This window comes from Microbacterium sp. NPDC058269 (genome assembly GCF_042881445.1).
Lineage (GTDB): Bacteria > Actinomycetota > Actinomycetes > Actinomycetales > Microbacteriaceae > Microbacterium.
Map to the genome: position 1 here is coordinate 367,968 of NZ_JBHVXT010000002.1, position 11,551 is coordinate 379,518.

Below are 11,551 nucleotides of genomic sequence, written 5' to 3' on the forward strand. Positions count from 1 at the left end.
CGGTCAGACGAGCCCCGCCGTGATGACGCCGAGGGGGAGAAGCAGCGCGAGAGCGAGGATCTCGACCGTGTCGCCGAGACGCGTGAGCCGCAGGCGCGCCTTGGGCGTGAGCAGGGTGAGTCCGACGAGGATCACGGTCGCCACGACCAGGATGAGCAGCATCCAGGTGCGCACGTCCGGGAGGGCGAGGGCGACGGTCACGCCGGTCGCGGCCAGGCCGATCGCCCCGATGGCCATCAGCACGAGCACTCCGAGGCGGGCGTGGATCTGGCGAGACTGGAACATCATCCCGACGAAGGCGAGCACGCACAGCACGGCGCCGAAGACCCCGCTGGCCGCGACGAGCGGTGTCGCGATCAGTGCGGCGAGCCCCAGCGCGGCGCGGAGAGCGATCAGCGTGCGGGTGCCCGCGGCGGCGCGGCGCTTGACCTCGTCGGCGTCGATCGGCACGGGCGCGGCGAACATCTCGGCATCGCTCTGCGGCGAGATCACCCGGATGCGGGTGGAGCTGAGTGCGAGCCACGGGATGCCGTTCGCGAGCAGGGCTGTGGTCGCGAGCATGATGGCGTACGGCGCGAGCGGGTCGCCGAAGACGGCGGCAGCTGTGGCGGTGATGCCGATCGAGGCGCCGAGTGCGATGGGGACGAGGTGGATCTCCGGCTTGTCCTGCGTGACGGCGAGTCCGAGTCCGCCGACGATGACGAGGCCGAGTCCCATCGCGGCGAGGGGCCATCCCCAGATGCTCTGCGTCGGCACCGCGAGGTAGCCGGCCAGTCCGCCGTAGGCCGCGGCGGTGAGCCCGAGAGCGTGCCCGGCTTCGGGCTGGTGCAGGCGCATGAGGACGGCGGCGGCGACGCTGAGCACGACCGCACCGGAACCGGCGATGATCGCGGGGATCAGAGAAGTCGGGGGCGTGGCCACGAGGAGCAGCGCACAGAGGGAGAGGAACGTGAGGCTGACGAAGAGCGCCGTGCGCGAGCTGTCGGCGGGAGTCCATGAGCCATGCTGCTCGGCCGTGGCGTCGATGACGGCTTCGACGACGTCGTCATAGATGCGCGGCTCGTGCATCAGCCCGCCGCGCACCAGGGTCAGCAGCTCGCCGTCATGCACGCCCTGGGCGGCAGCACCACGAGCAGGGTCGAGTGCGGTGCCGTCGGCGCGCTGCAGTGCGTATCCGCCGTGGGTGAGAGTCGGGTCGAGCACGCCGAGACTGCGGGCGAATCCCGGGATGATCTCGACGAGCGGAACCTGCGACGGTACGCCGACATCGAGCCGTCGGTCGTCGCTGACGACGGAAAGCCGCAGCACGGTACCTGCCGCTGCGCTGCTCTGAGTCATGGAACGATGCCCCCTCCATGGTGTGCAGCCGGACCGGAGGAGATCCGGTGGCTGCGCATTCCGCCTTTCACCCTAGTTGAGGTGCACGACAGCACGTAGCCGCCGAGAGGATCGATTTCTCCATCGAAGTCACGAATCGCGACACGGATCCGCACGGGGGAGGACTGCGTCCCGCCTCGTTTCACTCGCGAGAGACCCACATCTCCGGCCGCAGGCGGTGACAGCATTCTGGCGATTCACCCCGATCTGGCTTAGCCTGCATGCTGAAACAGATTCGTGGGGGGTTGTTTCGAAGTCGTCCCGTTCTGGGATGCGCTCCCTGCACGTGTGTCCGCATGCGGACCGGAGGGAGTGTGCCATGGTCGCGGTGCCGGAGCGGCGGATCGGGATCGTGCGGGGCGTGGCATTTTCGTGGAGAGAGCAGTGATGGCGCGCGGGTCAAGTCGGTTCGCGGCGGCGCTGGGGGCCGTGGTGGTGGGCTTGGTGGCTGTTGTGCCGTCGGCCGCGGTCGCCGCGACGGCGGAGTCGGGTCTGTGGTGGTTTGATCGGGGCAACATTCAGGCGGCGCATGACGCGGGCTTCGATGGGGCCGGGGTGAAGGTCGCCATCATCGATTCCCAGATCAATCCGGATGTGGTCGGTTTGCGCGGCGCGAATCTTGAGGTTGTGGAGCCGTCCTACTGCCACGATCCGAGTGGGGAACCGTACACGGCGACGTCAACGGAATATCTCGCGTCGTCTCATGGAACGAATGTGGCGTCCATGCTCCTCGGAACCGGAGATTCCCCGGATGGAGGTGGGCCGATCAAAGGTGTGGCCCCGGGCGCGAAGGTGCTCTACTACAGCGGCAGCGGCATCCGTGATGGCGTCGTAGGGGGCATCTGGGGCGCCGACGAGGAGTGTCTGCTCGAGAACGGAGAAGTCCGTGACGACCAGGGGCGAACCGCGATGGCGCGCGCGATCTCGGATGCGGTTGACGCTGGCGCGGACATCATCTCGGTCTCCGCCGACGGAGCCACCGGCATCGAAAAGGATGTCGCGAAGGCATATGCAGCAGGGGTGATCGTGCTCGGGGCGATGCCGAACGATTCCGGTCTCTCGGGTTATCCCGCGGGTTTGAACGGTGCGCTCTCTGTGCAGGCGTTTGGTGAGGACGGGCACATCCAGAACGGTCCGTCAGGAACTCCGAACGTGAGCGACGATGTTGCCATCGCAGCCCCAGGGGTCGACGTGCTGCTGCAGGGGACGGAGAACTCCTGGGAGGAGCAGCGGCTCGGCTCCGGCACTTCGTTTGCGACGCCGATCGTGGCGGGCATGCTCGCTGTGGTTAAGCAGAAGTATCCGGATGCGACTGGTGCCCAGCTCATCCAGAGCTTGTTGCACAACACAGGTACCAAGGGTGAGCACGACCCGGAGTGGAACAACAGCACGGGTTATGGCGCGGCGTCTCTCACAGGGATGCTCGCGGTGGACCCGACGAAGTACCCGGATGTGAACCCTCTGTTCGATTCGGAGGATTCTCTTGCCATCCCGAATCAGAGCCAGGTGAACGAGGCCGCAGCGGCGCTCGACCGCGTAAAGCCGTCGCCCACATCGACATCGGACGTGGAGATGCCGCCTCGGAGTGTTTCGCCGCTCATGCCGTGGCTCATCGGCGGCGGGATCGTTCTCGTGCTGCTGGTCATCGGCGGCATCATCCTCGCGATCGTCCTGCCGCGGCGTTCACGACGGTGACGCAGCGGACGACGGCGGTCTTCCTCGTCACAGCGCTGATGGTCCTGACACTTGTAGGGTGCGCTCCCGGAGCTGCGACGGCACTCACCGTGACCTATGAGGTGGACGGCGAGGAGCGGACATCGACGCTCACCCCCGACCAGATCACCTGCGACGTGGGCAGTGTGCACGGGCTTGCGATCTCGAATGATCCGCAAGGGCGATTCTCGATTCGGCTCGACAGCGACCGCCGCGGATCGGTTGGCACCGCAAGCGATGAGGGGCTGGTGCTCTTCGAAGGCACCGAACTCGATCTCTCGGCATCAGGCACCGTGCTCACCGTCGGCACGTCGGAAGGTGAAGTCTCCCTGGTCGAGGGATGGGAGCCCGGTGACGATGTGAATGTCACGGCCGATGATGCCGAGCGGCATCCCGCGACACTGTCGGGATCGATCACCTGTGAAGGTGCCGTCACTGTGCCGACTACCGAACCCTGAGGGTTGCGGGCGGCTGCATCCGTCAACGAGAGTGGGGGTCCGCATCCGGCGACACCGCACACCCTACGGCGCTCATTCGGCCCGATTTCTCCATCGAAGGCACAAATATCGTCGCGGATCCGTCTTCGCTTGTGGTGATTCGTTGGGATCTGTTCTACCCTGGCTCCTGAAACAGATTCGTGGGGGGTTGTTTCGAAGTCGTCCCAGATCAGGGATGCGCTCCCCCGCACGTGTGTCCTAAGTGGACCGGAGGGAGTGAGTTATGGCTGATGTCATCTCCGCAGAAGAAGGGGCTCTGCGTCGCGGAGCCCAGGCGGTGCGGGAGACCAAGACCGGGATCGACCAGCAGACCAAGAAGGTCCGCAGTGAGATCGAGCAGCTGCGTGGATTCTGGACGGGTGCGGCTGCCGCATCGTTCACCACGCTGATGTCGCGTTGGGACGAGCAGGCTCGTCAGCTCAACGAGGTTCTCGTGACGCTCGAAGATGCCCTCGCAGGCACCGAGCGTGACCAGGCCGCGACCGAAGAAGCGCACCAGCAGACCATCTCGGGCCTCGGCTCGATGATGGGTTCCTGAGCGTAGACCACAGAGATTTCAAGGAGAACATGATGCAGTCAATGTCAGTTCGCCCGGAGCAGGTCAACGCTCTGGCAGCGCAGATCCGCAGCGGGTCGCAGGGTATTCGTTCCGAGCTCGACCGTCTCGAGTCCGAGGTCGGCAAGCTGCGGGCTTCCTGGGACGGTGCCGCACAGCAGGCATACGACCAGGCGCAGGCCAAGTGGAACCGTTCGCTGAGTGAGATGCAGCAGCTGCTCACGCAGATCGCGGGCAAGACCGAGGAGATCTCGGGCCAGTACGTGCAGACCGACAAGTCGGCTGCCGGGCGGTTCGGGGCCTGACCCGTGGCGCGGGTCCGTCGCAGAGATGCGTCGGACCCGCGCCGTCTGCTGTGCTTTTCGGCGAGTGACCGGACGGTACAGCAGATGTCACGGGATTCGCCGTTGTAAACAAGGAGGGGCGTCGATGGCTATCGCAGTCGACTTCGATGGAGTGTTCGCCGAGCTGAAGCGACTTCTACGCGAACTGCAGGAGTTCCCGAGTCCGGCTGAGGTGGGCGTAGCTGAGGGGGATGTGTCGGACACGACGCGCGAGTTTCACCGAGCGGTGTTGAGTGCCGCCTCTGCGATGCGCGTGGCCACGGAGAAGGCACTGGAGAAGCTGCAGAACACCCACGACACGATTCGGGCTGCTGTCCTCGAGATCGCGGAGCAGGACGCCGCGCTCGCTGACGAGACGAAGCTGATCGTGTCGCTTCTGGATTCGGCCGTCGAACAGGCGGGTACGCCCGCACGGACTGGTACCGCCACGGGCACGAGTGGCGGGTCCGCGAGCGGAGGTCGGGTCGACACCGATAGCTCCATTGACCAGCCCGAGGACGCCGACTTCTGATGAGGCGTGCGCATCGTGGATTCGCAGCAATCGTCGGGGTGGCAGGGCTCGCGGTCGCGGTCATGGTGCCGTCGGCCGCGGTTGCCGGCACCGCGGATTCGGGGCTGTGGTGGTTCGACCGGGCCCACATTCAAGCTGCGCATGATGCGGGTCTCGATGGTTCTGGGGTGAAGGTCGCGGTGATCGATAGTCAGATCAATCCCGACGTGGTCGGTCTCCGTGGGGCCGATGTGACGGTGCGCGAGCCGTCGTATTGTTTTGATCCTTCTGGCGCTCCGTATCCGACGGTGTCGACCGACTATGTTGCTGCGTCCCACGCCACGAACGTCGTGTCGATGATCGTGGGCACGGGGGAAGCACCGTCCGGGGGTGCCCCAGTGAAAGGGGTAGCGCCAGGGGTGGAACTGCTGTTCTACAATTCCGGCGGTGTGCTCGACGGGGTCGGCGGTGACGATGATGCGGAGTGCTTGCAGGAGGACGGCACCACGCTCGCAGAGGATGGTCGGTTCGGGCTCGATCACGCGATCTCGGATGCCGTGGCGGATGGCGCGGACATCATCTCCATCTCCATCGGCAGTCTGACAGACGTCGCGAAGGGCGTCGCCGAAGCACACGCCAGTGACGTGGTGGTGGTCGCCGGTATGCCGAACGAGGACGGCATCGCACTCTGGCCGGCCGCGTTGAACGGTGTGGTGGCTGTGCAGGCGTTCGGTGAGGACGGCAAGATCCAGAACGGCGTGAACGGGACGCCGAACGTGAGCGATGACGTCGTCATTGCCGCGCCCGGGTTGGATCTGCTGCTGCAGGGCACATCGGATTCGTGGGATGCGCAGGAACTGGGGTCGGGGACGTCATTCGCAACGCCGATTGTGGCGGGGATGCTGGCCGTGGTGAAGCAGAAGTATCCCGAGGCTACGGCAGGGCAACTGATCCAGAGCCTGATCCACAACACGGGCACAAAAGGCGAGCACGATCCGAAATGGAACTCCGGCACTGGGTACGGGGCGGCGTCTCTCACCGGGATGTTGGCTGTCGACCCGACCAAGTATCCCGATGTGAACCCGATCTTCGACGCCGACGACCCCAATGCCTCGCCGTCTCAGTTGATGGTGGATGAGGCAAAGGCGGCGCTCGGCGAGGGCGACTCGACGGCGAGCCCGACCACCGGGCCTGGTGCGGTAGAGCCGCCGTCCGAAGCTTCCGCGATGGTGCCGTGGCTCATCGGCGGCGGGATCGTTCTCGTGCTGCTGGTCATCGGCGGCATCATCCTCGCGATCGTGTTGACACGATCCTCACAACGAAAGACCACCGAACAAGGGGGCAACCATGGCGGGTAAGCAAGGCGGCGGATACGAGGCGGAGCTTAACCGCATCCGCACGTTGTCGGATTCGATCATCCCGAAGACGTCGGCGCTCATGAACGCATTGAGTTCACTTGATACGGCCCTCTCAAAGGTCCGCATTTCCGAATCGTGGACGGGCACCGCCGCCGAGCGCGCGACCGCGGACATCGACGAAATCCGTCTGAAATTCAGCGACATCCGCGATCTCGTCAGCGCTATCGACTCCTCCGTCGGAGCGGGAAACGAAGCGAGACGTACCGCGGCGTCAGCGGAGCTTCCCTCGGCGTCGGTCGACCCGTTCTGGGCAAACGCGGCGAAGGGGGCGTCGTTCGTGATCCATCCTGTGCTTGGGCCGCTTGCTGCCGACAGCGCGCTGGATGCTATCGGCGACTTTTTGGGTAATCAGCGTGAGGAAGCGGCACGGCAGATCGTGGAAAACGTCGAGAAGTCCCTCGTCGACCACACACGCGATCTCCGTGCAGCTTCCGACGAGCTCAGCAGCATCGGGTTCATCCGATCGGACGACGACAACATCGATGACGGGCCCATCGGCGGCCCGCAGGTTGACGCCCCGAGAATTAACTCGCCGGGAGTCGGCGGCGGTCCCTCCGGATCCGCTCCGGGGGTGGGCGGCTACCAGCCGCCCACCGGTGGCGTCGGTGAGTACCAGCCGCCGGTCCCGACGTCCCCCACGACACCGACTCTTCCCGGCGGACCGGGGACTGGGGGGTGGCATCCGGTGGATCCGGGCGGCGATGGCCCCGTTCTCCCGGGCGGCAAGGATCCTTCGGTCGACTCTCCCGGTGGCGGCGTGCTGCCCGGACTACCCGGTGGATCCGGTGGCGGCGCGGGAACCGGTGGTGGCTACCCCGTCGGCCCTGGTGGCGGACTGCTTCCCGGCGGTAGCGGCTCCGGAGGCGGAGGTCTCGGCGGCATCGTCGGTGGCGGCGCGGGTGCGGCAGCGATCGCTGCGAGCTCGAAGATCGCGGGCTTCGGCAGCATGGGCGGCCTCGGCGGCTCGGGTCTCGGCGCGGCATCCGGTGCGGGTCTGAAGGCGGGCGGCGGGTTGCTCGGCAACTCCGCACTCGGCGGCGCGGGCGGTGTCGGCGGTGCCGCGGGTACGGGCGGCGTCGGTGGTGCAGGCGGTGTCGGCGGTGCGGGTGCGGCAGGCACCGGTTCCTCGGGCGCAGCCGGTGCGGGCGGCCGTCCTGGCATGGGCATGATGGGCGGCGCCGGTGGCGCTGACGAGGAGGAGAAGGCCAAGCGGTCAGGCCTCGGTGGTCCCATCGCTCCGAAGCTCGAAGATGACGAAGAGGTCGGTCCCCGCGCCAAGGGCGCGAGGGCTGGATCTCGCGACGAGCCCACCACCTGACACATTGACGCGGTCGGGGGGCCGCGTGCGAAGGAAGCAGGGCTCATTCGAGCCGACCGGAGAGAGGAACGCAATGTCGGGGGACGATGACCTTCTGGCGTCGATGGAGGCATTGAACGCGAAGATCGATGCGCAGATCGCGCAGTCGCGTGTGCGGGCGGGTGAAGCTGCGCGCGTAGCCGCCGAGGCGACTCAGGTGACGGCGACGGTGACATCGCCGGACGGGCGGGTCACCGTGGTGGCGCAGCCGACCGGCGGAATCACCGCGGTGCGGCTCTCCAGCGCGGCGGCCGACGACGCCGCGGCGCTCGGAGCGGTGATCACGGCGACCATCGCCAAGGCGCAGCGTGCCGCGGCCGACATCGTGCTGGAATCGATGGCGCAGACGCTCGGCGCTGACTCCGGCCTGGTCGATGCGGTCCGACGCGACGTCGACGCCGCGTTCCCGGCGCCCGGCGACAGCTTTCTGGGCTACCGCTGATGTCGGCGCTCGAGGTCAACCCGTCGCGCCTCGCAGCGGCCGCGCGGTCGATCGGAGATGCCTCCGTGAACATCGACGCGGCGCTGGAGCAGCTCATGGCCGTCGCCGGTGTGCTGCGGGGCTCCTGGTCCGGTGACGCCCAGTCGGCGTTCGACTCCGCACACGGTCGCTTCGACCTGTCGATGCGGGAGCGCGCGGAGCTCGTCGACGCCATCGCGACGACACTCGCCGACCTCGGAACGTCGTATTCGGAAGCCGACCTCGCGGGCCAGCGCGCCCTCGGTGGCTGAGACCCTCGACCTGGCAGAGAGGACAGCCATGACAGCGGCAGCGAATCAGCAGATCATCATCGATCCGGAAGTTCTTCAGGCGCACGTGCGCGCGCTCGCGGATGCCGCAGACGTCCTGCGAGCCGCCGCGGCCAACGCCGGCAGCGGCGTGGGAGTCGAGGCGTTCGGCGCCATGTGCGGACCGATGCTCGGCCCCGCCGTGTCGGGCCTCGCGGACGCCTCGCGGTCGACGCTCGTGACCGCGAGTGCGCTGTCCGCCATGACCTCCGCGGCACTGCAGGCCACTGCCGGTCAGTTCAGCGAGATCGAGGAGACAGCGGTGACGACGTTCCGCGCCATCGAGGGGCTGGCCCTGTGACGGCGGTCGCCGCCGTCAGCGGTCAGGTGCGATCCGGCTCCTGGGCTGCCGGCGCTGCGGGATACACCTCCGCCCAGGCGGACTGCGCCAGCATCCCTGGCGTCGCGGGGCTTCTCATCCAGTACATCGCCCCGCTCCGGGAGTGGTTCGATGACCTGCTCGGCGACCCGGGCACCGTCGGCGCTTTCGCCTCACGCTGGGAGGACTCCGAACGTGCGCTCGGGTCTGTGCTGACTGTGCTGCGCGGAGCCGAGCGCACGCTCGTCGATTTCGATGGACGCATGATCCGAGCCCTGCGTGAGCGCTTCACCGACCTCATCTCCGTCGCCGAAGACGGTGTGCAGTGGACGGGCGCGACCGCAAGCGCCGTCCGCATGGTCTCGCAGATCATCGAGTCGACCCGGGTGCTGATCTGCGACTTCCTGGGACGCCTCAGCCGGTTCGCCGATGACCTCTTCGGATGGTCGCTGAACCCGATGTCGAAGCTGCAGGACATCGAGCGCTTCGCGAAGTCGGCCTCCGATTTCATCACGGTAGGCGGGGCGCTCGTGAAGAGCCTGATCAGCGCCGTCGTGTCACTCGCGCAGCTCTTGTACAAACTCGCACCGCTCATCGGCGACGCGCTTCAGCAGTTGCGTGGTGTGATCGCCGACATGATGCCGATCGTCGGGGTGCTGTTCGGCGGCCCGCTCGGAGTGCTCGGAGGGAACGTGCTGGACGACTTCCTCGATACGGATGTCGACATGCGGGAGATCGATCCGGATGACCTCTCCACGGAGGAGCAGCGAAACGCGTACATCGAAGCGCACAAGATCACTTCACTCGGTTCGCTGTCTGATCTCGTAAAGGTCAACTCGTGGACAGACGCGATGGGTGGACAGGACTCGACGGTCATCGATATCAAACAGGTTCTTGCTCCCGACGGATCGACCCACTGGGTGGTGTCTCTGCCATCGACGCAGCCCTGGGAGTTCGATGGACCTCATGGTGCGATGAACGACCGCGACAGCAACCTCGCACTCATGATGGACAACCCGATCTTCCGGGGACAGTATGAGCGTGCCGTCCTGCAGGCGATGAAGGAAGCGGGGATACCCGCGGGGGCGGAGGTCGTGCTCACCGGCTTCAGCCAGGGCGGCATCATGGCGGTCAACCTCGCCGCCGATCCGACCTTCCCCTACAAGCCGATCGGGGTGGTGACGAACGGCTCGCCCGTCGACAACTTCGCGGTGCCGCCGCACATCCCCGTGTACGCCTTCCAGCATGCATCGGACATTGTGCCGATGACCGACGGAAGCGCGATCGCGCTGCCGGGTCTGCCCGGCATCGCACCGATCGACGTCCCGAACTCGCCGATCACCGTCTTGCCGTCGAATATGCACCAGATCACGCTGCCCGATCCTCCCGGGAAGCACCTTTTCGATGCGCACGATAACGACTTCTACGCGCAGTCGGTTGATGCATGGGAGCAGCAGTATCGTTCCCAGAACGATGGCCAAGACCCGTGGAACCTGGCGGAACTCGGCGGACAGGTCATCGATCATCAGGTGTATTCGGGAGTGGAGCACTGATGCATCGGATCGCTCACCTGAAACGGCACGGTATCCGCCTCGGAGCGGGGTTGCTTGGCGTCGCACTGTTGATGTCGGTCACCGGATGCTCGTTGATCGCGGGCGACTTGGCGGAGGACGAGGTCGAGGAGATTCCCGCGGCGTTGCTGGCGTCCGACATCGGCGTCACCGAAGCCTTCGCGGTGAAAGCGACGAACGGACTCTCCTTCGACCTCTGGGTCGGCGTGGATCTCGACGATGCCGAGCTGACAGACGAGGAGCTTGCCTCGATTCTGCAGATCGTCGTGGACGAGAACGACCTTCCGACGGACAGCATCAGGTTCGGTGTCGATGATGTCGACGGTGTCGGCATAGATGTGGAATCGATGATGGAGCGCGTCGTCCCGGGAGTGGTCGAGGTCTCCTCATCGTCGATCGTGTGGATCACGATGGACGGGGCGCGCGAAATCATCGATGCCGTGGGGTCGGAGCAGTCGTGACGCGCAATCCTCTTTATGCGGACTCCGTCTCCGCATCGGAAGAGCAGTACCGATCGAGCAACGACGGTGAAGACCCGTGGAACCTGGCGGAACTCGGCGGACAGGTCATCGATCATCAGGTGTATTCGGGGGTGGAGCACTGATGCGCGGGCCCTCGCGCCCGCACATTCTGCGCCGCAACGTTGCCGCGGTGTTGCTCGGAGTCACGTTGATGGCGTCGCTCGCCGGCTGCTCATTCATCGCGGGTGATCTTGCTGACGATGAGGTGGAGGAGATCCCTGCGGCGCTGCTTGCATCCGACATCGGGATCGCGAAGGCGGGTGCGGATAAGGCGGTGTCCGGCTTCAACCACTACCTTGCGGTGAATGTATATCTCGATGATGACGAACTTACAGACGCTGAACTCGCGTCGATTCTGCAGATCATCGTGGATGAGAACGATCTGCCGATCGATGAACTCAAACTCGGGGTCGTAGACGTCAACGACGAGGACATCGACCTCGATTCGATGATGGAGCGCCTTGTTCCGGGTGTCGTCTCGGTGACCGTCGGTGATGATGTGCGCTTCACGATGGACGGTGCGCGAGAGATCATCGACGCCGTGAACACGGAGCAGTCGTGACGCCGGGAACATCGCGCAGCGTCGCCGCACGACGCAT

15 protein-coding genes are annotated in these 11,551 nt (G+C 66.0%); 14 read left to right on the forward strand and 1 reads right to left on the reverse strand.

The window, feature by feature from the left end; genetic code table 11:
- Positions 1 to 3 precede the first annotated feature (3 nt).
- Complete coding sequence (eccD, locus tag ACFVWL_RS09910; protein WP_387181805.1) at positions 4 to 1,338, reverse strand: type VII secretion integral membrane protein EccD; 1,335 nt, start codon at positions 1,336 to 1,338, stop codon at positions 4 to 6.
- 411 nt (positions 1,339 to 1,749) lie between these two features.
- Here eccD and ACFVWL_RS09915 point away from each other — a divergent pair, with 411 nt between their 5' ends.
- From ACFVWL_RS09915 to ACFVWL_RS09980, 14 genes are all read left to right on the forward strand, one after another.
- Complete coding sequence (locus ACFVWL_RS09915) at positions 1,750 to 3,072, forward strand: S8 family serine peptidase (protein ID WP_387181807.1); 1,323 nt, start codon at positions 1,750 to 1,752, stop codon at positions 3,070 to 3,072.
- Between the two features lie 101 nt (positions 3,073 to 3,173).
- A complete protein-coding gene (locus ACFVWL_RS09920; RefSeq protein ID WP_387181810.1) occupies positions 3,174 to 3,548 on the forward strand; it encodes a hypothetical protein in 375 nt (124 codons plus the stop codon).
- A gap of 262 nt (positions 3,549 to 3,810) precedes the next feature.
- A complete protein-coding gene (locus ACFVWL_RS09925; RefSeq protein WP_017831420.1) occupies positions 3,811 to 4,125 on the forward strand; it encodes a WXG100 family type VII secretion target in 315 nt (104 codons plus the stop codon).
- Between the two features lie 41 nt (positions 4,126 to 4,166).
- On the forward strand, positions 4,167 to 4,448 hold the full coding sequence (locus tag ACFVWL_RS09930; protein ID WP_017831421.1) for a WXG100 family type VII secretion target: 282 nt from the start codon (positions 4,167 to 4,169) through the stop codon (positions 4,446 to 4,448).
- A 124-nt stretch (positions 4,449 to 4,572) separates the two neighbouring features.
- Positions 4,573 to 4,998, forward strand: coding sequence for a hypothetical protein (locus ACFVWL_RS09935; protein WP_387181813.1), 426 nt, complete (start codon positions 4,573 to 4,575; stop codon positions 4,996 to 4,998).
- A gap of 38 nt (positions 4,999 to 5,036) precedes the next feature.
- Positions 5,037 to 6,335: a S8 family serine peptidase gene (locus ACFVWL_RS09940; RefSeq protein WP_387181816.1), complete on the forward strand. Its 1,299-nt coding sequence runs from the start codon at positions 5,037 to 5,039 to the stop codon at positions 6,333 to 6,335.
- Complete coding sequence (locus tag ACFVWL_RS09945) at positions 6,325 to 7,713, forward strand: hypothetical protein (RefSeq protein WP_387181819.1); 1,389 nt, start codon at positions 6,325 to 6,327, stop codon at positions 7,711 to 7,713. Before ACFVWL_RS09940 ends, ACFVWL_RS09945 begins: the two co-directional genes overlap by 11 nt.
- Positions 7,714 to 7,786: 73 nt before the next feature.
- A complete protein-coding gene (locus ACFVWL_RS09950; protein ID WP_387181822.1) occupies positions 7,787 to 8,194 on the forward strand; it encodes a YbaB/EbfC family nucleoid-associated protein in 408 nt (135 codons plus the stop codon).
- Entirely contained in the window at positions 8,194 to 8,484 is a 291-nt protein-coding gene (locus ACFVWL_RS09955; RefSeq protein WP_387181825.1) for a WXG100 family type VII secretion target, read from the forward strand. The genes ACFVWL_RS09950 and ACFVWL_RS09955 overlap by 1 nt, the downstream gene beginning before the upstream one ends.
- A 28-nt stretch (positions 8,485 to 8,512) precedes the next feature.
- Positions 8,513 to 8,842: a hypothetical protein gene (locus tag ACFVWL_RS09960; protein ID WP_387181827.1), complete on the forward strand. Its 330-nt coding sequence runs from the start codon at positions 8,513 to 8,515 to the stop codon at positions 8,840 to 8,842.
- The gene (locus ACFVWL_RS09965) at positions 8,839 to 10,413 is read left to right on the forward strand and encodes a hypothetical protein (protein ID WP_387181829.1); all 1,575 of its coding nucleotides are present in this window, start codon (positions 8,839 to 8,841) and stop codon (positions 10,411 to 10,413) included. The genes ACFVWL_RS09960 and ACFVWL_RS09965 overlap by 4 nt, the downstream gene beginning before the upstream one ends.
- Positions 10,413 to 10,892, forward strand: a complete 480-nt coding sequence (locus tag ACFVWL_RS09970; protein ID WP_387181831.1) for a hypothetical protein — start codon at positions 10,413 to 10,415, stop codon at positions 10,890 to 10,892. The genes ACFVWL_RS09965 and ACFVWL_RS09970 overlap by 1 nt, the downstream gene beginning before the upstream one ends.
- Entirely contained in the window at positions 10,889 to 11,035 is a 147-nt protein-coding gene (locus ACFVWL_RS09975) for a hypothetical protein (protein ID WP_387181834.1), read from the forward strand. The genes ACFVWL_RS09970 and ACFVWL_RS09975 overlap by 4 nt, the downstream gene beginning before the upstream one ends.
- Positions 11,035 to 11,514: a hypothetical protein gene (locus ACFVWL_RS09980; RefSeq protein ID WP_387181837.1), complete on the forward strand. Its 480-nt coding sequence runs from the start codon at positions 11,035 to 11,037 to the stop codon at positions 11,512 to 11,514. The genes ACFVWL_RS09975 and ACFVWL_RS09980 overlap by 1 nt, the downstream gene beginning before the upstream one ends.
- The last annotated feature ends 37 nt before the right edge of the window (positions 11,515 to 11,551 follow it).